The sequence below is a fragment of the Streptomyces sp. NPDC050619 genome, from assembly GCF_040654815.1.
In the GTDB taxonomy this organism is placed as follows: Bacteria; Actinomycetota; Actinomycetes; order Streptomycetales; family Streptomycetaceae; genus Streptomyces.
Genome location: NZ_JBFAIR010000031.1, coordinates 25,035 through 45,137 on the forward strand (window position 1 = coordinate 25,035; position 20,103 = coordinate 45,137).

The 20,103-nt window shown below is 70.2% G+C and carries 17 protein-coding genes, 1 pseudogene and 1 riboswitch; of the genes and pseudogenes, 11 read left to right on the top strand and 7 right to left on the bottom strand.

Going from position 1 to position 20,103, the window contains the following annotated elements:
- Positions 1-83: 83 nt before the first annotated feature.
- The 7 genes and pseudogenes from AB0I77_RS38245 to AB0I77_RS38275 form a co-directional block, all read left to right on the top strand.
- Positions 84-167 (top strand): annotated as a pseudogene (locus tag AB0I77_RS38245) (winged helix-turn-helix transcriptional regulator); the annotation flags it as partial.
- Positions 168-309: 142 nt separating this feature from the next.
- Positions 310-1,101: a substrate-binding domain-containing protein gene (locus tag AB0I77_RS38250; protein WP_363287499.1), complete on the top strand. Its 792-nt coding sequence runs from the start codon at positions 310-312 to the stop codon at positions 1,099-1,101.
- A gap of 259 nt (positions 1,102-1,360) precedes the next feature.
- Positions 1,361-2,671 carry a phosphopyruvate hydratase gene (gene eno / locus AB0I77_RS38255; protein WP_363287405.1) on the top strand — a complete coding sequence of 437 codons (1,311 nt, stop codon included), beginning with the start codon at positions 1,361-1,363 and terminating at the stop codon, positions 2,669-2,671.
- Positions 2,672-2,731: 60 nt separating this feature from the next.
- Positions 2,732-3,736 carry a VOC family protein gene (locus tag AB0I77_RS38260; protein ID WP_363287406.1) on the top strand — a complete coding sequence of 335 codons (1,005 nt, stop codon included), beginning with the start codon at positions 2,732-2,734 and terminating at the stop codon, positions 3,734-3,736.
- Between the two features lie 25 nt (positions 3,737-3,761).
- Positions 3,762-4,313, top strand: a complete 552-nt coding sequence (locus tag AB0I77_RS38265) for a carboxymuconolactone decarboxylase family protein (RefSeq protein ID WP_363287407.1) — start codon at positions 3,762-3,764, stop codon at positions 4,311-4,313.
- Between the two features lie 45 nt (positions 4,314-4,358).
- On the top strand, positions 4,359-5,465 hold the full coding sequence (locus AB0I77_RS38270) for an alcohol dehydrogenase catalytic domain-containing protein (protein WP_363287408.1): 1,107 nt from the start codon (positions 4,359-4,361) through the stop codon (positions 5,463-5,465).
- A gap of 40 nt (positions 5,466-5,505) precedes the next feature.
- Positions 5,506-6,477: a LysR substrate-binding domain-containing protein gene (locus AB0I77_RS38275; RefSeq protein ID WP_363287409.1), complete on the top strand. Its 972-nt coding sequence runs from the start codon at positions 5,506-5,508 to the stop codon at positions 6,475-6,477.
- Here the strand turns inward: AB0I77_RS38275 and AB0I77_RS38280 are convergent.
- Entirely contained in the window at positions 6,470-7,657 is a 1,188-nt protein-coding gene (locus tag AB0I77_RS38280; protein ID WP_363287410.1) for an acyl-CoA dehydrogenase family protein, read from the bottom strand. The two genes, AB0I77_RS38275 and AB0I77_RS38280, sit on opposite strands and share 8 nt — an antisense overlap.
- Before the next feature lie 23 nt (positions 7,658-7,680).
- Positions 7,681-8,850, bottom strand: a complete 1,170-nt coding sequence (locus AB0I77_RS38285; protein WP_363287500.1) for a CoA transferase — start codon at positions 8,848-8,850, stop codon at positions 7,681-7,683.
- Between the two features lie 241 nt (positions 8,851-9,091).
- Between AB0I77_RS38285 and AB0I77_RS38290 the strand changes: the two genes are divergently transcribed.
- Positions 9,092-9,958, top strand: coding sequence for a 3-hydroxybutyryl-CoA dehydrogenase (locus AB0I77_RS38290; RefSeq protein WP_363287411.1), 867 nt, complete (start codon positions 9,092-9,094; stop codon positions 9,956-9,958).
- A 216-nt stretch (positions 9,959-10,174) separates the two neighbouring features.
- Here the strand turns inward: AB0I77_RS38290 and AB0I77_RS38295 are convergent, their stop codons facing one another.
- A complete protein-coding gene (locus AB0I77_RS38295; protein ID WP_363287412.1) occupies positions 10,175-11,365 on the bottom strand; it encodes an MBL fold metallo-hydrolase in 1,191 nt (396 codons plus the stop codon).
- A gap of 147 nt (positions 11,366-11,512) precedes the next feature.
- Between AB0I77_RS38295 and AB0I77_RS38300 the strand changes: the two genes are divergently transcribed.
- Positions 11,513-12,691, top strand: a complete 1,179-nt coding sequence (locus tag AB0I77_RS38300) for a Glu/Leu/Phe/Val dehydrogenase dimerization domain-containing protein (RefSeq protein ID WP_363287413.1) — start codon at positions 11,513-11,515, stop codon at positions 12,689-12,691.
- A gap of 81 nt (positions 12,692-12,772) precedes the next feature.
- The gene (locus tag AB0I77_RS38305) at positions 12,773-13,384 is read left to right on the top strand and encodes a TetR family transcriptional regulator C-terminal domain-containing protein (protein WP_363287414.1); all 612 of its coding nucleotides are present in this window, start codon (positions 12,773-12,775) and stop codon (positions 13,382-13,384) included.
- A gap of 381 nt (positions 13,385-13,765) precedes the next feature.
- Here AB0I77_RS38305 and AB0I77_RS38310 read toward each other — a convergent pair whose 3' ends face one another.
- The 4 genes from AB0I77_RS38310 to AB0I77_RS38325 all read right to left on the bottom strand — a co-directional run bounded on the left by AB0I77_RS38310 (position 13,766) and on the right by AB0I77_RS38325 (position 19,078).
- Positions 13,766-14,584 (bottom strand): SGNH/GDSL hydrolase family protein, encoded by an 819-nt coding sequence (locus AB0I77_RS38310; RefSeq protein WP_363287415.1) that lies wholly within the window; start codon positions 14,582-14,584, stop codon positions 13,766-13,768.
- Between the two features lie 133 nt (positions 14,585-14,717).
- Positions 14,718-15,419 carry a DUF6250 domain-containing protein gene (locus tag AB0I77_RS38315; protein WP_363287416.1) on the bottom strand — a complete coding sequence of 234 codons (702 nt, stop codon included), beginning with the start codon at positions 15,417-15,419 and terminating at the stop codon, positions 14,718-14,720.
- 179 nt (positions 15,420-15,598) lie between these two features.
- A complete protein-coding gene (locus AB0I77_RS38320; RefSeq protein WP_363287417.1) occupies positions 15,599-16,540 on the bottom strand; it encodes a LysM peptidoglycan-binding domain-containing M23 family metallopeptidase in 942 nt (313 codons plus the stop codon).
- A gap of 4 nt (positions 16,541-16,544) precedes the next feature.
- Positions 16,545-16,703: riboswitch (cyclic di-AMP (ydaO/yuaA leader) on the bottom strand.
- Between the two features lie 305 nt (positions 16,704-17,008).
- On the bottom strand, positions 17,009-19,078 hold the full coding sequence (locus AB0I77_RS38325) for an alpha-galactosidase (RefSeq protein WP_363287418.1): 2,070 nt from the start codon (positions 19,076-19,078) through the stop codon (positions 17,009-17,011).
- 182 nt (positions 19,079-19,260) lie between these two features.
- Between AB0I77_RS38325 and AB0I77_RS38330 the strand changes: the two genes are divergently transcribed.
- Positions 19,261-20,058, top strand: coding sequence for a tyrosine-protein phosphatase (locus AB0I77_RS38330; RefSeq protein WP_363287419.1), 798 nt, complete (start codon positions 19,261-19,263; stop codon positions 20,056-20,058).
- The last annotated feature ends 45 nt before the right edge of the window (positions 20,059-20,103 follow it).

The window sequence follows — 20,103 nt, forward strand, 5'->3', positions numbered from 1 at the left end:
TCCCCGGCGACACTCAGACCCCCGATGCTATCGTTGGCACACCGACAGTGAGAGCAGCAGTCGACCACTCGGGGCCCTTCCACGTGATCACCACCAGGGACATCGCCGAACGCCTCGGGATCTCCGTCTCGACGGTCGGCCGGGCACTCGCCGACGATCCCCGGATCAGCGAGCAGACCAAGTTCCGGGTCCGCCAGGCCGCTTCTGACATGGGATACGTCGGCAATCGCGCGGCGCGGATGATGCGGGGGGTCGAGCAACGTCGTCGGGCTGGTCATCCCGGACATCCGCAACAGCTTCTACTCGACCATCGCGCACGAGTTGTCCAAGAACATGGAGGCGCAGGGCTTCCAGCTCATACTCTCGGAGACCGACGACGACCGGATGGTGGAGCTGCGCCACCTGCGCGAGCTGTCCGCGAACCGCGTGGCGGGCGTCATCATCGTGCCCACGGCGCGCCCGCACAGCGAATCCGTGAAGCTTCTGCGCGGGGTGCCGCACCTGCAACTGCTGCGCCGGCACCCGTCGCTCGGATCCCAGTGGTTCGGCGTGGACGACCAGGAGGCGGTGCGCGAGGGCACGGCCCACCTGGTGGCGCTGGGCCACACCCGCATCGCGTACCTGGGCGGCCCCGTCGAACTGCCCACGGGCGCCGACCGCCTGGCGGGTTTCCGCAACGCCCTGCGTGAGGGCGGACTGTCCGAGGGCGAGGACGCCGCACGGGCGGAGCTGGGGCCGCCGTCGTCCGTGGAGTACGGCCGTGAGGCGGCGCGCCGGCTGCTGGAGGGGCCGCGGGCACCCACCGCGCTCGTGCTCGGATCGATCCAACTCACGCTGGGCGTCCTGGAGGAGCTGTCCCGGCAGGGCGTGAAAGTGCCCGAGGAGCTGTCGGTGGTCGGGTTCGGAGACGAGCCGGGGTTCTCGTGGTGGGGGCCGGGACTCACGACGGTCGGCCTGCCGATCCAGGAGATGGCCACGGGCTGCGCCCTGTGGCTGCTGCGCCGCCTCAAGACGAAGCCGAGCAACGACGGCGCGTACACCTCGATGTCGCCGGGCTCCCTGGTCGTGCGGGGCAGCACGGCGCTACCCCAGGCCGACTGACCTCCTCCAGGACACGGGAGGTCGCCTCCTTGTTTTGCTAACGATAGCACTGACGCCCTTCATGCCCAGAAGCAAGGGCCTGTTCGCGCTTCTGGCGAATCGATAGTCACCTGCCTCTTGACACCTGGCAACACCCCTCTTAACCATTGCGCTATCGATAGCATTCACAGCGCAAGGGCAGCCGTCATCGAGGTCGCCGACGCCGCCCCTGACACCACCGTGATCGTTCGATCCCGAAATTCCGAAAGGTTGCACCGCCATGACAGACGCGCGGATCGCCAAGCTGTACGGCCGCAAGGTGTGGGACTCACGCGGCCGGCCGACCGTCGAGGTCGAGGTCCGACTCACGGACGGTGCGGTCGGGCGGGCCATCGCGCCGGCCGGGGCCTCGACCGGCCGAGGGGAGGCACTCGACCTGCGGGACGGCGGAAGTCGCTTCGGCGGGCTCGACGTCCAGCGCGCGGTGCGCTCGGTGAACGACGAGATCGCGCCCGCCCTCAAGGACCACGACGCGTCCGATCAGGCGGCCGTCGACCGGCTGCTGGTGGATCTCGACGGGACCACGGACCGCGGCCGCCTCGGGGGCAACGCGATCGTGGCCACGTCCATGGCCGTGCTGCACGCCGCCGCGGCGTCCGCGGACCAGCCGCTGTGGCTTCATCTGGCGGGCGCACACCCGGTCAGGATCCCGTTGCCGGAGATCCAGATCTTCGGCGGCGGCGCACACGCGGACCGGCGCGTCGACGTGCAGGACTTCATGGTGGTGTGTCCCGCGGCGCGGAGCTTCTCCGAGGCCCTCGACTGGACCGCGGAGATCTACCGGGCCGCCGGAGGCCTGATGCGGAAGGCGGGCAAGACCGGCGGCGTGGCCGACGAAGGCGGCTTCTGGCCGGCGTTCGACTCCAATGAGGAGGCGCTGGAGACGCTGACCCTGGCCATCGAGGCCGCGGGCTTCCGTCCGTCGGCGCAGGTCGGCATCTCCCTGGACATCGCGGCCTCGCAGTTCGGCAGCGCCGACAAGTACCGGCTGGCCCTGGACAACCGTGCCCTGGACACCGGCGCGTTGATCGACATGCTCGGGCGCTGGATCGACGACTACCCGATCCTGGCGATCGAGGATCCGCTCGGCGAGGACGACCACGCCGGCATGGTGGAGTTCACCCGGCGCTACGGCGACCGCTGCCAGGTCATCGGCGACGACTACCTGGTGACCAACGCCGGACGCGTGGCCGTGGCGGCGGCGGACGGTGCGGCGAACGCCGTGCTCATCAAGCCGAACCAGGCCGGCACGATCACTGAGGCGCTCACCGCCCTGCGCGCCGGAAGGGCGGCCGGCTTCGGCACGATCGTCTCGGCGCGCTCCGGCGAGTCCGAGGACGTGACGGTCGCCCATCTGAGCGTCGGCTGGGACGCCGGCCAGCTGAAGGTGGGGTCGTTCACCCGCTCCGAGCGCATGGCGAAGTGGAACGAGGTGCTCCGTATCGAGGAGGCTCTGGGTACCGCCGCCGAGTTCAGCGGCTGGTCCGCCTTCCCCTTCGCGGCTCCCGCATCCGCCACGACCAGCTCGTAAGCCGCCTTTCCGGACAATCCACTCCCCAGGACAATCCACCCTCCCGGTCCGGAGACGAGCATGCTGCCACCCGTCGATCTGCGCCCGCCCTTCAACATCACCCGCTCCAGCCATGTACGGCTGACCGTCGCCGATCTGGCCGAGAGCCGGAACTTCTACGTGAACGTGCTCGGCCTGGTCGTCACCGAGGAGGACGACGGCACCTGCTACCTGCGCGGTCTGTCCGAGGCCTGCCACCACAGTCTGGTCCTCGAACAGGACGAGTCCGGGGGCGGATCGTGCAAGCGGATCGGCTTCCGGGTCTTCTTCGACGAGGACCTCGACATCGCCTACGACTTCTTCCGCGCGCGCGAGCTCCCCGCGGCCTGGGTCGACGTCCCGCACCAGGGCCGCACCCTGCACGTCAGCGACCCCATCGGCACACCTCTCGAACTCTGCGCGACGATGGAGACCCGGCCGAGGCTGCACATCGACTTCGAGCTCCACAAGGGTGCGCACGCGCAGCGCCTCGACCACTTCCAGACGTTCGCCCCCGACACGTACGCCCTGTGCGCTTTCTACGGCGAACTCGGCTTCCGTAATTCCGAGTACATCGCCCACGGGGACAAACTGCTGAGCGCGTTCATGTACCGCAAGGGCACGTGCCTGGACCTGGCGATCGTCGAGAACGCCGGACCGGCCCTGCACCACTTCGCCTATACCGTCTCCGAAAGCCGCGACATCTTCACGGCCTGCGACTTCGCGGGCAACCTGGGCTACGGCGACTCGGTGGAGCGGGGCCCGGGACGCCACGGTCCGGGCGGGATGCTCTTCGCCTACCTCCGCGACCCGGACGGCCACCGGGTGGAGGTCTTCAACAGCCACTACCAGACGATCGACACCGAGATCGAGCCCGTGCGCTGGGACGCGGCATCGCTGAGCACGAACGCCCGCTGGGGATTTCCGGCGCTGGAGAAGTGGTATTTCGAGGCGTCCTCCTTTGTGGGGGTGCCGCGGATCCCGCCGGCGGAAAAGCCGAATCCGATGACGCTCGAACGGTTCCTGCTGGAACAGTCCGCTCACTGACCTTCCCGTTCCCCGAGGAAACGCCATGGCACGAGTCCCGTATTTGCGCCGCGAGGACGCGGCCGAGCAGCACAAGCCCCTGTACGACCGGTTGGAGGCCGAGCGGAAGGTACCCACCGCGAACATCTTCCTCGCCCTCGCGGGCGCGCCCGCCCAGCTCGACGCCTTCCTGACCTACGCCAACGCGCTGCGGGCCGCCGAACTCAGCCCCAGGCTCCGGGAACTGGCGATCCTGACCGTGGGGCATGCGACCCGGTCCGCGTACGAGGTGGCCCATCACCAGTCCCACGGTCTCAAGGCGGGGCTCACCGAGGAACAGCTCGCGGCGGTCGCCGACTTCGAATCGGCCGACGTCTTCGACGAGACGGAGAAGGCCGTCATGCGTCTCGCCCGGGAATCCACGCTCCAGGTCGATGTCTCCGCGGAGACATGGCGCGCCGTCGCCGACCGTCTTCCGGACCGGCAACTGGTCGAACTCGCCCTGTCCATCGCCTGGTACAACTCCGGCGTCCGCATCATGGGGATGCTCGATGTCGACCTCGAAAGCGGTTACGAGAACCCTTTCACCCACCCGTAGGCAATTCCGTAGGCAGTTCTGTAAGTAATTCCAAGGAGTATTTCAATGGCGAAAATGCTCGCAGCGCGACTGCACGCGCTCGGTGAACCCATGTCGGTGGACACGATCGACGTGCCCGTCCCGCGACCGACCGATGTGTTGGTGCGGGTCAAAGCCTGCGGAATCGTGCCCAACATGGCCAATGTGATCAACAACTGGCCCACCTGGTTTCCGCATCAGCCGCTGCCCGCGCTCCCCGCCGTCTTCGGTCTCGATGCCGCCGGTGTGGTCGAGGCAGTCGGGGAGGCGGTCCTCAACACCAAACCCGGCGACCGCGTGTACGTGAATCCGCTGCGATCCTGCGGCAGTTGCCAGGCGTGCCGCGCCGGACAGCGCAGCCTGTGCCGCTACTTCACCCTGAACGGCTACTTCAGCACCTCCCGCGACGGTCAGCGGATCTTCGACCTCTACCCCTACGGGGGCTTCGCGCAGTACATGACGGCGCCCCAGTACTCGCTCGTGAACATCCCCGACAACATGACGTTCGAACAGGCCGGCAAGCTCGGCTACATCGGCACGTCCTACGGAGCCCTCAAGCACGCCGCCGCCGGCCCCGGCCAGGTGGCGCTCGTCGACGGCGTCACCGGAACCCTCGGGGTCGCGGCGACCCTGCTCGCGCTCGCCTCCGGTGTCTCCCGGGTCCTCGGGACCGGCCGCAACGAGACGCTCCTCAAGCGCGTCAAGGACCTGGATCCGGACCGCGTCGAGGTCTTCCGACTGGGCGACGGTTCCACCGGCGAGTGGGCGAAGTCCCTGACCGGCGGCGAAGGCGCGGACTTCGTCATCAGCGCGCTGGGCGCCAGGGCCCCGGTGGAGACGATGCTGGACTCCATGCAGGGGGTGCGCAGGGGCGGCAAGGTCGTCAACGTGGGCGGCGTGGCCGACCGGCTGCCGGTGGACGTGAAGTGGCTGATGGACGAGCAGGTCCAGCTGATCGGCTCCAACTGGTTCACCACCGCGCAGGGACAGGAACTCGCCGACATGGTGCGCACGGGCGCCCTGGACCTGTCCTATCTGGAGTGCAAGCCCTTCCCGCTCGCCAAGGTCAACGAGGCGATCTCGGGACTGGAGAACCGCGACGGCGGATTCAGCAACTACGTCGTGATCCCCTGACGGACACGGCAACGGGCGAAACCCCAGGACGGAGGAGCCGGTGGAACTGCGCTGGCTGGAATCGTTCGTCACCGTCGCGGAGGAACTGCACTTCGCGCGGGCGGCGGACCGACTGCATCTGGCTCCTTCGGCACTCAGCGCCCAGGTCAGGTCGCTGGAGTCGCACTTGGGGGTCCGCCTGATCGACCGCGGACGACGCACCCGCCCGGCGCTGACCAGCGCCGGGCGGCTGTTTCTCGAAGAGGCGCGGCTGACCCTCGCCCAGGCCGCCCGGGCCGAGGCCGTGGGCCGGCGGGCGGGCCGGGGGGAGCTGGGACACGCCGAGATCGCCTACGTGGCCTCGGCCGCCTTCTCCGGGGTACTCACCGACATCCTCACTCGGTGCACCGCCCTCGGCACCCAACTCACCGTACAAGTACGCGAATTGGAGACCCCAGCTCAGCTGGAGGCTCTTTCCTGCGGGGACATCGACGTCGGCTTCCTGCGCTGGCGGCCACGGTACCCGCCCGGGGTCACGGCCACGTGTCTGCTCACCGAGGACGTCGTACTGGCGCTGCCTGCCGGGGCGCCCCTGGCCGCGTACGAGGCCGTACCGGCGGCGGAGCTGCGGCACGAGCGGTTCGTCGCGCCGCACTTCGACGAGGAGTACGGCTGCCGCGACCAGATCCTGGAAGTCGCCGAGCAAGGGGGCTTCAGTCCCCAGTGCGCTCCCCCGGTGCGGGACTTCGTCGCCGCGCTCACCCTGGTGGGCGGCGGGCTGGCGGTGGCCCTGGTGCCGGATTCGCTGCGCCGGGTACGGATACCGGGCGTCGTCTACCGTCCGCTGGCGGACGTACGGCCGACCACCCGGCTGGTCGGCGCCTATCGCAAGGGCGAGACGTCGCCCGCGGTACGCGGTGTGATCTGCCGGCTGCGGGAGGCAGCGGATCACACGGTCTCGGATCAGACGGTCTCGGATCACACGGTGTCGGATCACCCGGCCGAGGATCAACCGGCCGAGGGTGTCAGCTGAAGGCGCGGTGGCCGGTCAGCGCCTGGCCGATCACCAGGGCGTGCACCTCGTCGGTGCCCTCGTAGGTGCGTACGGACTCCAGGTTCGCCATGTGCCGCATCACCGGGAAGTCGCTGGTGACGCCATCCCCGCCGAGGATGGTGCGCACGGTCCTGGCGATGTCCAGCGCCTCGCGCACGTTGTTGAGCTTGCCCACGCTGATCTGCGCGGGGGCCAGCCGGCCGTCCTCCTTCAGCCGCCCGATGTGCAGCGCCAGCAGCAGCCCCTTCTGGTACTCCACCGCCATGTCCGCCAGCTTCTGCTGGGTCAGCTGGAACTCGGCGAGGGGCCGGCCGAAGACCCGCCGGGTCGTGGAGCGTTCGACGGCGGCGCTCAGGCACTCCCGGGCCGCTCCCATGACGCCCCAGATGATGCCGTAGCGGGCTTCGTTGAGGCAGCTGAAGGGACCGCGCAGGCCGACGACACCCGGGAGTACGGCGTCGGCGGGCAGCCGGCAGTCCTCGAGGAGCAGGTCGCACTGGACGGAGGCGCGCAGGGAGAGCTTGTTGGTGATGTCCCGGGCGACGAAACCGGGTGTGTCCGTCGGCACGAGGAAGCCACGGACCCCCTCGTCCGTCGCCGCCCACACCACCGCGACGTCGGCCACGCTGCCCAGCCCGATCCAGCGCTTGGCGCCGCTGAGCACCCAGTCGCCGCCGTCCCGGCGCGCGACGGTCTTCATCCCCGCCGGGTCGCTGCCGCCGTCGGGTTCGGTGAGGGCGAAGCACCCGATGGTCGCTCCGGCGGCCATGCCGGGCAGCCAGTGCTGCTTCTGCTCCTCGGAGCCCCACTTGGCGATCGCCGTCATCGCGAGCGAGCCCTGGACGGACACGAACGTACGCCAGGCGGTGTCGCCCGCCTCCAGCTCCATGCAGGCCAGGCCGTAGCTCACCGCTCCGGCACCGGCGCAACCGTAGCCTTGGAGATGCATTCCGAGGACGCCCAAATCGCCGATCCCACGCACCAGTTCGAGCCGGAAGTGCCGGTCCTCGAAGTCGGCTTCGGCGACGGGGGTGATGTGCCGGGCGGTGAACTCCCGCACCCGGTCGCGCCAGCGCAGTTCCTCGACGGTGAACAGATGCTCGGCTTCGAGGTCCAGGGCGGCGGTCGTGCTCGGGGCACGGTCGGTGGTGACGGACATGGGGTCTCTCCCTCTGGTGACGGTCATGCGGATGCGGAGGCGTCGTCGAGCGGGTCTCGGAAGACCTCCGCGGTGTGCTCGCCCAGGCCGGGCGGCGCCAGGCGGTACCGCGCGGGTGACGCGCTCAGCGCGATGGGGTGGGCGACCTGTCGGGACGCCGGTCCGTTCGCCGCGGCCGGGATGTCCACGATGCCGGGCAGCCCGAGCCGGTCGGCGAAGGCGAACGCCTCGTCGAGCCTGTTGACCGGCCCGGCCGGCACTCCCGCGGCGAGCAGAGCGGCGGACCAGTGGTCCGCGCCGGCGCCGAGCAGCCGTTCGCCCAGCACCTTCCGCAACTCGGCGCGGTGCGCCACCCGGTCGGGATTGCTGCGGAACCGCTCGTCGTCGGCGAGGCCCGCGCACCCGAGGACGCCGGCCAGCGCCGCGAACTGCCCGTCGTTGCCCACCGCGAGCGCCAGCGGGCGGTCCGCGGTGGGGAAGGTCTCGTACGGCGCGATGCTGGGGTGGGCGTTGCCCAGCCGTCCGGGGACGACTCCCGCGACGGCGTACCCCGACGCCTGGTTGACCATCGCCGACAGCAGCGAGCCCAGCAGGCTCACCTCGACGCGCTGCCCCTCGCCGGTCGCGTCCCGGTGCCGCAGGGCCGCCATGATGCCCAGCGCCGCGTGCAGACCGGTGATCACGTCGACGAGGGCCACCCCGGCCTTCACCGGTTCGCCGTCGGGCTCCCCGGTCACGCTCATCAGCCCGCCGACGGCCTGGACGAGCAGGTCGTAGCCGGGGATGGCGGCCCCGCCGTCAGCACCGAAGCCGCTGATGGAGCAGTAGACGAGACGCGGGTGACGGCCTTTGAGGTCCTCATGTCCCAGCCCGAGGCGTGCCATCGTGCCGGGCCGGAAGTTCTCCACCAGCACATCGGACTCGGCGATGAGGGCGCGCGCCCGTTCACGCCCGGAATCGCTCGCCAGGTCCAGGGCGACCGAGCGCTTGTTGCGGTTGACGCCGAGGAAGTAGGTGGACGTGCCGTTCTCGTCGGCGGGCGGACGCCACTGCCGGGTCTCGTCCCCGGCGCCGGGCCGCTCCACCTTCACCACGTCGGCGCCGAGATCGGCGAGCAGCATGGTGGCGTACGGTCCGGCGAGCACGCGGGAGAAGTCCGCGATCCGCAGCCCGTGCAGGGCGCCGGTACGCATGTCAGAGGTGCCGTCTTCGGTACCCACGTCTGCCTCCTGGTGATCGTCGCCGGCCGTAGGGCCCGCCTCGGCGCGATCAGCGTCGCCCCGCACGGCAGCGCCGGTCAACGACGAACCGACGCATCTTTGTGCGCGGAATACGTTCTGTCCGGGCAGGTCAGAAGGGGTATGGCCGGATTACGCTCGGCGCGGCACCACGGGTTGTGGCGACGCCTGGATCCGTCGCCCGGAGGAGGGACGCATGGCCGCGATCAAGCGCGTGGGAATCGTGGGCGCCGGGCAGATGGGGCGGGGCATCGCCGAGGTCTGCGCCCGCGCCGGACTGTCCGTCACCTTGTGCGACACGAGCGAGGACAGGGCCCGCGCCGGTCTGTCCGGCGTCGCGGACTCGCTGCTCAGGGCGGAGAAGAAGGGCGCGCTCACGCCGGAGGACCGCGCGCACGCCCTGGCGGGCATCGCCGTCACCGGCGACCTGTCCCACCTGGCCGGAGCGGATCTGGTCGTCGAGGCCGCCGTGGAGGACGAGGAGGCCAAGACGGCGCTGTTCCGCCGGCTCGACGAGGTCGTCACCGACCCGGCAGCCGTGCTGGCCAGCAACACGTCCTCGATCCCCATCGCCCGGCTCGCCGCCGCGACCGGACGCCCCGAGGCGGTGGTCGGGCTGCACTTCTTCAACCCGGTCCCCGTCATGCCACTGGTGGAGATCATCCCCTCGCTGCACACCTCGAAGGCCACCCAGTCGCGGGTGCGCGCCTTCGCGGGCGAGGTGCTGGGCAAGAAGACGATCGTCGCGCAGGACCGCGCGGGCTTCGTGGTGAACTCCCTGCTGGTGCCCTACCTGCTGGCGGCGATGCGGATGGTCGGCTCCGGCACGGCCACGGCCGAGGACATCGACACCGGCATGACGGCCGGATGCGCGCACCCCATGGGACCGTTGCGGCTGGCCGACCTCATCGGCCTGGACACGGTGGCGGCGATCGGTGAAGCACTGTACGAGGAGTACCGGGAGGCGGCGTACGCCCCTCCCCCGCTGCTGCGCCGCATGGTCGAGTCCGGGCTGCTCGGCCGCAAGTCCGGGCGGGGATTCTTCAGTTATCCGGCGGCATGAACTTCAGTTGTCCGGCGGCATGAATCCTCGGCAGCCAATGTCCGGCGGCATGAATGCTCGGCCGCCAAGCGCGAACCCCTGGCTGCCCAGCGCGAGTCCTCGGCCGCCAAGCGCGAGTTCTTGGCTGCCCGGCGCCATGAATCCTGCCGCCCGTCCGAGCCCTCGTCGCGGAGATCTACGGCCCCCCTGCCGCGCGACCGGCCGGCCCGGCCGGCGTCACCGCTCGCCGGCCAGGTCGAAGTCGTCCGTGGCCTCCGATGTGACGGGAGGCACTTCGGGACGGCGCCACGGGTGCGCGACGAGCGCGGACACGGCTCGCCACCACGGCTCGACGGGGAGGGTTCCGGCAGGCTCGAAGGGCTCGCCGGGCCGGGGGAACGCGGCCGCCTGACCGACCTCCGCGGTGGCGTCCTTCGTCCACTCCGCCGGCTCCGCCCACGGATGCGTCGCGAGGTTGAACGTGCCCCAGTGGATGGGGAGCAGTACGCCGTGCGGCCGTCCGCCCTGGAGGTCGAGGTGGGCACGTACGGCCTCCTCGGGCGTCATGTGGATGTCCGGCCAGAACTCGCTGTAGGCGCCGAGCTGGATCATCGTGGCGTCGAACGGGCCGTGCGCGGCGCCGATGTCCTTGAAGCCCTCGAAGTAGCCGGTGTCACCGCTGTGGTAGATCCGGTGCTCCGCACCCGCGACGGCCCAGGAGGCCCAGAGCGTGTGCTGGGTGTTGCGCAGGCCGCGGCCACAGAAGTGTCGGGCGGGGGTGGCGGTCAGGGTGAGCCCGCCGACCTTCGTCGCCTCGTGCCAGTCCAGCTCGCGCAGCCGGTCCGCGGACACGCCCCAGCGCTCCAGGTGGGCACCGACACCCAGCGGCACGGCGAACAGCGTGTCCGTGCCGGCCAGGGCCTTGATCGTGGGCAGGTCCAGGTGGTCGTAGTGGTCGTGCGAGATGACGACGACGTCGACCGGGCCGAGCTCGGCCAGTGGCAGGGGCACCGGGTGCAGCCGCTTGGGCCCGGCGAAGGGGAAGGGGGAGCACCGCTCGCCCCAGACCGGGTCGAACAGCACCCGGTGGCCGTCGATCTCCGCGAGCACGCTGGAGTGCCCGAGCCAGGTCAGGCGCAGGCCGGTGGCGGCGGGTTTGGCGAGGTCGGCGAACGTGGTGGCGTGCACCGGCAAGGTGCCGCTCGGAGCGCGGTGCAGGCGCTGGTCCCGGTCGAAGAAGATCTTCGCGAACTCCAGCGTCGAGCCGGAGGGGCGGATGCGCGCGACACCGCCGGGATTCTGGAAGACACCATCCTTGAAGTGGGGTGATCTGCGGATGCGCGCCATGCGCTCACCGCTCGGGTCCGCGCCGAAGGCCTCGGGGCGCAGCGCAAGGAGCCCGGGGCTCGGGGAACGGAAACCGGACACGGTACCTCCAGGTGGAGTCGGTGAGGATCCCATTATGGTCGCCCCCACCGACAATGGTGATTCTACTGATGATCCGTTCAGTACTTTGACATGTTCCGACCCACCTCCCAATACTGACCTGCCATTCAGTAAAGGCGAGGAGACCGCATGACCACCCCCTTGATGTCGCTCACCTGGACCGACCACCTCACCGGTCGCCAGGGCTTCCTGGTCGTCGACCGGCTGGTGCGCGGCGTCTCCAGTGGCGGGCTGCGCATGCGCGCGGGCTGCACGCTGACGGAGGTCGCCGGGCTGGCCCGCGGGATGACCATGAAGGAGGCGCTGCACTACAACCCCGAGGGACGCTACGTCCCCCTGGGCGGCGCCAAGGGCGGCATCGACTGCGATCCCCGGGATCCGGGGGCGTACGACCTCCTGGTGCGTTATCTGCGCGCCATGCGGCCGTACCTCGAGAGTTTCTGGACCACGGGTGAGGACCTCGGCCTCAGCCAGGACCTGGTGGACCGGGCGGCGGCCGAGGCAGGGCTCGTCTCGTCGATCCAGGCCGTGTATCCGCTGCTCGACGAAGAGACCACCGCCCGGCGGCGGCTCGCGGACGCGTTCGCGGTCGAGGTGGACGGCATCGGGCTCGACGAACTCGTCGGCGGCTGCGGCGTCGCCGAGTCCGTGCTCGCGGCGCTGGACCGGGCCGGCGTGCCGTACCCGCGCACGCGGGTCGCGGTGCAGGGCCTGGGCACCATGGGCGGGGCCACGGCACGCTTCCTCACGCGCGCGGGACTCACCGTGGTGGCCGTCGCCGACATCAAGGGCACGATCGCCAACCCGGCGGGCCTCGACGTCGAGGCCCTGATCGCCGCGCGGGACGCCTACGGCACCGTGGACCGCGGGGTCCTGCGCCCCGCCGACCGTGAACTGCCCAGCGACGCCTGGCTGTCCACCGGCGCCGACGTGCTGGTGCCCGCGGCGGTCTCCTACGCCATCGACACCGCGAACCAGGAGCGGATCACCGCGCGCTGGATCGTCGAGGCGGCCAACATGCCCGTCCTTCCTGAGGCGGAGGAACTGCTGGCCGCGCGCGGGGTGACCGTACTGCCGGACGTGGTCGTCAACTCCGGGACGAACGCGTGGTGGTGGTGGACCCTGTTCGGCGACATCGGCGCCGACGCGGACGAGGCGTTCGCGCACACGCGCCGCTCGATGCGTGCCCTGGTCGAGCAGATGCTGGCCCGCGCCGAGGCCGACGGCACGAGCCCGCGGGCCGCCGCGCACGCCATCGTCGCCGACCGGCTGCCGGTGATCGCCGAGCGGTTCGGGTGGTATCGGTGACGGGTCGCCGAAAGGACTTCCGTCAGGCACCCCAACGACCTCCCCCAGGTACCTCACAGGGCAACGGATTAAGGTGACCGCGTGGCGAGAGTGCGGTTGAGCGTGGCGGAGCGGCGTGAGGAATTGCTGCGGGCCGCCATCGAGCAGATCGAGGCGCGGGGCGTGGCGGCGGTCAGGATCGCCGACGTGGCCTCGGCCCTCGGCGTGAGCAACGCGCTGGTCCTCTATCACTTCTCGACCAAGGAGAAGCTGGTCGCCGCCGCGTTCAGCCACGCGGCCGAGGACGATCTCGCCCATCTGCGCAAGCTGCTCGGCCGTCGCACCACCGCGCTGCGCCGGCTGCGGTCGGCCGTGCGCTGGTACGCCCCGACCGGCCAGGCCAAGGGCTGGCGCCTGTGGATCGAGGGCTGGGCGGCGGCGCTGCGCGAGCCCACGTTGCAGGAGGTCACGCGGTACCTCGACCGGCAGTGGAAGGCGGCGATCACCGAGGTGATCGCCGAGGGTGTGGCCGCGGACGAGTTCAGCTGCCCGGACCCGGGCGGCACGGCCCTGCGCCTCACCGCCCTGCTGGACGGGCTCGCCGTACAACTGACGTGCTACTCGGGTGCGGTGGCCCGGACGCGAGCGCAGGAGTGGGTGGACGAGGCGCTCGCCCGGGAACTGGGCCTGGAGCGCGAGGCGTTGACGACGTAGGACGCGGCAGGACGCAGCAGGCAGCGAGCCACTCGCCCGCCACCGGCCCACCCCAGCCCATCCCAGCAGCGAGCCACTCGCCCGCCACCGGCCCAACCCACCCCAGCCCGGCGGCGAGCCACTTACCCATCCGCCGGCCCAACCCACCCCAGCCCAGCAGCGAGCCACTTACCCATCCGCCGGCCCAACCCACCCCGGCTCCTACACCGCGGTGACGGCGGCGGTCACCCGCATCCCCCAAGCGCGAGCGACACGTCGGCGCCGTCGGTCGACGGGACAGGTCACGCCCGCCGATCCCGCAGCGGGACCCGCCCCGGCAGCACACGAGGCCCGGCCGACACCGGTCCGCAGACCGTCACCGACCGGGCATCCCGAACGCCCTCACGCCACCCACGAGATCCGCGACTTGATGTCGTCCGGCGACAGAGTGCCCTTGGCGGTCACGTGGTCCCCCGACGACTCACCGCGCAGCCGGCGGCCGATCCACGGCACCAGGTACTCGCGCGCCCAGTGCACGTCGTCCCGCCGGATCTCCAGGGTGCCGCGCGGCGGAAGCGGCGGCCACGGCTGGTCCGGGTCGGCCGGGACCTCCACGCCGAGGACCTGGCCCGCGCGCAACGCCACGCGCGTGTGCCCCTCGGGCGACAGATGGAGCCGGTCGCCGTCCCAGGCCCGGCGGTCCTGAATGGTCTTCAGGGACCACAGGTCGAGCACCGGGCAGCCGTATCGGTCGGCGATGGCCCGTACGTGCCCGTTGTAGGTGGCGATCTTGCCGCGCAGATGCTTGAGCACAGGGATGCCACGGGTGTCGAAGCCGGTCGTCACCATGACGGTGCCGACGGCGGAGGTGAGCCGATCGAGCGCCCGCTCGAAGCGCTCGGCGACCTCGTCCGGATCAGTGCCGGGCCGGAGGATGTCGTTGCCTCCGGCGCAGAACGAGACCAGGTCCGGAGCCAGTTCGACGGCCTGCGGAACCTGGTCCTCGACGATCTGGTCGAGCAGCCTGCCGCGCACGGCGAGGTTCGTGTACTGGAAGTCGTCCTCGGGCCGCCGGTCCGCGAGCAGTACCGCGAACCGGTCGGCCCAGCCGACATATGCCCCGTCGGGGCCAAGGTCGCCCACGCCCTCGGTGAAGCTGTCCCCCACCGCTACGTACGACCCGATCCCTGATCTGTTGTCATTCTTCGAATCGTCTGCCACAACAGCCCATGATTCCCCTTCGGATGTGACCTACGCGACCGTAATAAGGGGTTGACGAGCGGTGAGATAAGCCACCCTTCAAGTGTTGGTCAAACCAGGAATACCCCTCCCACCACCGCTGTTGAGGCGGCAACTACCGCGACTGCCACACCCGGAATTCGGCGATCCGGAAATGACTCCACACCGTCCGGAACGCGAAGTGCCCACTCGTGTACGGCTCCGGGTCTCGGTAGTCGAACACGAGCCGCCCGTTGTTCCACCACTGGACCGTCGAGCCGTCGGAGACGACGCGGACCCGGTGCGGCCGGTTCGCCACCAGCAGCGGCTCGGTGTAGTCGTAGACGAGCGGACGCACGCCCGCCTCGCCGACGTAGCGGCGCAGCCGGGTCGTGGTGTTGTAGTTGGCGCCGTAGCCGGCGTAGTACGTCCTGAGGTAGTCGTACTCCTCCAGCGCCCCGCCCCTCGGGGTGGCGAAGAGGTCCTCCGGAGAGCGCACGTCGGTGGCGTTCCAGAAGTTGTTGAGGTCCGAGACCCGGTCGTTGACCCCGCCCTCCGACACCGGCGTGGCGGTGTACTCCAGGACGTAGGGCCCCTCGAGCCGCTGCTTGAACCAGACCGTCGCACCGCTCGGCACGTCGATCTCCAGCACGCCCCGGGCTGCGGTGACGGTGCCGCCGTCCTGGAGTTCGACGGCCCACTTGCCGAGGCCGCGGCGGAAGTCGTCGTGGGCGATGAGCCGGCGGTGGCGAGGTCCGGCGCTCGCGGTGCCGGGGGTGAGGGCGGCGACGGCGGCACCGGCGGCCAGGGCGCCGAAAGCTCTACGCGTGGTCGTCACGGGATACGGCTCCTTCGGATGTGGAGAGCGAAGTGGAGAGAGAAGCGGAGAGGGAAAGCGCTTGCACCGCTTCAGAGTTCACAGTGTCCCCCCTCTCCCCGCCCGGGCATACCGAAGGCCGGACCCGGGGATCGGGGTCCGGCCTTCGGCAGCGTGTCAGACAGGTGGTCGGTGGGGCGTCAGCCGACGGCGACGCCCTTCGAACGGAGGTAGGCGACCGGGTCCACGTCCGAGCCGTAGTCCGGCGTGGTGCGGATCTCGAAGTGCAGGTGCGGGCCGGTCACGTTGCCGGTCGCACCGGAGAGGCCGACCTGCTGCCCCGCGGTCACGGTCTGACCGGACGAGACGGAGAGCGAGGACAGGTGGGCGTACTGCGCGTAGTAGCCGTCGGCGAGCCTGATGACGACCTGGTTGCCGTACGCACCGCCCCAGCCCGCGGAGACGACCGTGCCCGCGCCGACGGCCTTGAGCGAGGTGCCGGTCGGGACGACGAAGTCGACGCCGGTGTGGTAACCGCTGGACCACATGCTACCCGCGACCCGGTACCCGGTACCGACGGAGGCACCACCCACCGGGAGCGTGAAGCCGCTGGCGTTGTCGGTCGTCTGCGCGGCCGACTCGGTCTTCGCCGAGGAGGACGCCTTCGGCGCGGACGACGACTTCGACTTGGGCTTGGGCGAAGGCTTGGACGACGACGAAGAGGGCGACGACCCGGTCTTGGCGGTACTCGTCGTGGCCTTCTTGCCGATCGCGAGCTTCAGACCGGGATGGATCAACGACGGGTTGTCCCCGACCGCCTCACGATTGTCGGCGTAGAGCTTGTGCCAGCCACCGCTGACGCTCTGCTCCTCGGCGATCTTCGCGAGATAGTCGCCGGCCCGAACCGAATACGTCTTCGCGGCAGCCTTCTTTCCAGCCACCGGCTTTTCAGCCACCTTCTTCTCGGCGGCCGGAACGGACGACTGAACGGCCTTTTCCGAAACGGACTGCGCGGGGGCGGCATGGGCGCCGGTGGCCCCCAGAAGCGGGAGGGCGAGCGCGGCACCGCCGGTTCCGGCAACGGCGATGGAACGGGTGAAACGCTGGGACTTGGGGCGGCGGTGCTTACCCTTCGCGGGCATGGTGAATTCCTCTCCGGCGCCTGCGAGGTGAGCTGTCGGGTGCGGACTGGAGATGCCCGGCCATGCCGAAGCACGGCTTTACCCCTAGCCTGTTCCGGAGACCGGAACAGGCGGTTCTACCTGTGGGTCCCCCGCTCCTGCCGTGGACGGGTGAGTGTGCGGGCTCCGGGCGGCGGCAGGATTGGGCGTCCGTCCGGATCGGTGGTGAACGTAAGCGACTAAGACGCAAAGGGACAAGCGAGAGGTTCCCCGTGAATGCGTTTCTTCTTGATCCCCTGTGAGAATTCCCGTCACCCTCCGTGAATTGAAAGAGCGCCCTTCAGCTCAAACACCCTTGAAAAGCGTGTGAATTACGTGAACATGACGGGCGACACACGGTCACGAATATGACGCTCCTCACGTGCCTCCTCGCCAGGTCCCGCCAATTCACCAGGAGTTGGACTCAAGGCGCTAATTAGGACAGAGCTCTCAGATGCGGCGGAGCCGGAGAACCGTCGCATCAAGGTCACCGCGCAGCCCTGTCCGCAGCCCGTGGTGCAGCAGTACGGCCCCCCGGTGAACTTCGCCCGTTTCGCGGCATTCATACGAGGCTGTCGGGTCGAGGCCGCGCAGTCGCAGCGCCGGGACGGGCTCGCCGTAGTGCTGCGCCTCGAGCCAGGCGAGGACGACCGCCTCGTCACCCAGCACGTACTGCACCGCACTCAGCCCGCCCTGCGGAGGGCGCAGCCGGTAGAGGTCGCCGCGCTGCACGAGGGGCCGGATCTCCTTGTAGAGGGTCACCCACTCGCGGGCCTCGGCCAGCTCCTCCTCGGTCCACTCGGCGAGGTCTCCGCCGACCCCGAGCACCCCGGCCATGGCACTGACAAACCGGAGGCGCAGGGAGCTGATCCGGCCGTTGAGCTGGGTGTTGGGGCTGTCGGTGACCCAGGCGGCCATGACCCGGGCGGGGTGGATCTGACTGAAACCGTGCTGGATGGCGAGCCGGTCGAGCGGGTCGGTGTTGTCCGAGGTCCACACCTGGTCCGTGCGGCTCAGCACGCCGAGGTCGATCCGGCCGCCGCCGCCCGAGCAGGACTCGAAGGCGACGCCGGGGTGGGCGGCCCGCAGCCGGTCCAACAGGCGGTACAGGGCGTGCACATGGTCGACCCACAGGCGCTGCGGGTAGGGCTCGCCGGGCCAGCCCGCGTCGGTGAAGCAGCGGTTGAAGTCCCACTTCACGTAGTCGATCGGGGCACTGGAGAGGAGTGCGTGGAGCTGTTCCCAGAGGTACTCCTGGACGTCCTCGCGCGCGAGGTTCAGCACGAGCTGATTGCGCAGTTCCGTCCGCTTTCGCCCCGGTTGGTACTGCACCCAGTCCGGATGGGCGCGGTACAGATCGCTGTCCGGATTGACCATTTCCGGCTCGACCCAGATGCCGAACCGCATGCCGAGCGCGTGCACGTAGTCGCCGAGGGGGCGCAGGCCGCCCGGGAAGCGGTCCGGGTTGGGCGTCCAGTCGCCGAGCCCGGCGCGGTCGCTGGTGCGTGCCCCGAACCAGCCGTCGTCGACGACGAACAGCTCGACGCCCATCGCGGCGGCCCGCCGCGCCAGCGCCCCCTGCTGCTCCTCCGAGATGTCGAACTCCGTGGCCTCCCAGGAATTGAAGAGCACCGGCCGGTCCGTGTCCGCGTCCGGAATGACGTACGTCCGCTGGTAGGCGTGCCAGGCGCGGCTCGCCCCGCCGAAGCCGCCGTCGCTCCACAGGCCGGCGAAGACGGGCGTCGTGAACGACTCCCCCGCCGCCAGACTGAGCAGACCGGAGTCGTCGTAACCGGCCCCGCCGGTGATCTGGATCCGCGTGTCCGGGAGCTGGGCCACGGCGATCCGCCAGGAGCCGGACCAGCCGAGGGCGCAGCCGTACACCTCGCCACGCTCCTCGGTCGCGTCGGTGTCGAGCGCGACCCACGGCAGGTGCTGGTGTCCGGTATGACCGCGGCGGCTGCCGATGACCTTCTCACCGTAGGTGAGGGGAGCACGCACCAGCCGGGACTCCGCGGCCCAGCGGCCGTGCAGCTGGGACAGCCGCCAGGCCTCGCGGTCGGGCAGGGTCCAGGTGGCGGAGTCGGCGCGAAGGAGTTCCACGGCGGGCCCTTCGTTGTCCAGGCTCACCCAGCGCTCGACGACGTCGTCCCGCATGCGGTAGTGCAGCGTGATCACGAGCCCGCCGTCACGGAACCGCAGCCGCAGCTCGTCGCCCTCACTGTCGGACGCCTCGAAGCTCCACTCGGTGCCGCGCCCCTCGTCCGTGCGCACGGACAGGGCCGGCCGGACGAAGCGAGGGCCGCCCTCGACCGGGTACTCCTCGCGTCCGTCCAGCGGGGACTCGAAGGGCCAGTAGTCCGGCAGCGGGCGCAGAGCGAGGGCCTCGGCGTCGGCGAGCGTGATCCGCGGCCCCCAGTGCAGGTGCAGTAGCTCGTCGTCATCGGTGAGATGGACGGCGTAACTGCTGGTCGGCCCGGACAGAATCCACGTACGGCCGCTCTCGGCGATCTCCAGCATGCAGTCCCTCACAGATACGAACAGAAAACGAACAGGTGCGCTCAAGCCTCAACATCATCAAGCGCCGAGAGCCTACGGTGCAACGCCTGTGGACAACTCATTGCCCCAGGAATCCATGTCGTATCGTCGAGTGAGTGCCCGTCGTCGAGCCGCGTCGGCGGGACGGAGTGGGAGGAGCCCACGTGACGCAGCAGGTCCCGTCGACCGAACCCGAGCTGGCCGGAGTGCGCAACTTCCGGGACGTGGGCGGACTGCCGACCGAGGACGGACGACGGGTGCGGTACGGAGTGCTGTTCCGCAGCGGCCACCTCGCCCACGCCACCGAACAGGACGCGTCCTTACTCACTTCCCTGGGCCTGCACACGATCTTCGACTTCCGTAATGCGGCGGACCAGAAGCTGGAAGGGCCCGACGTAGAGCTGCCGGGCGTGCGCAATGTGAACCTGCCGCTGACCGACCCGGCGCACGGCGCCGAGTTCTGGACGATGGTCCGGGACGGCGAGACCGACCAGCTGCGCGAGATCCTCGGCGACGGCAAGGCGGCGAATCGGATGATCACCTCGTACCGCCAGATCATCAAGGAGCGCACCGCCGAGCACTCCCAGGTGCTGCACTCGATCGCCGAGGACAGCGTCCCCGTCCTCATGCACTGCGCGGCCGGCAAGGACCGCGCGGGCCTGTCCATCGCGGTGACGCTGCTCGCGCTGGGCGTCGAGCGGGAGGCGATCCTCGCCGACTACCTGAAGTCGAACGCGAAGCACCGCCGCTACAAGGTGCGCCGCACCTCGAGCTCCGCCTCGGCCTACTCCCCCGAGGTCATGGAACTGCTCAGCCCGCTGTTCGGCGCCCGCGCCGAGTATCTGACGGCCGCCTTCGAGACGATCGAGGACAAGTGGGGCAGCGTCGAGGCCTACCTGGAGCAGGGCCTCGGGATCACCCCGGAGATCCGGGAGCGGCTGCGGGAGCGGCTGCTCGACTGAGACGGGAGGCGGGCGCCCACTCCGCGCCCGCCTGCCCGCCTCGCA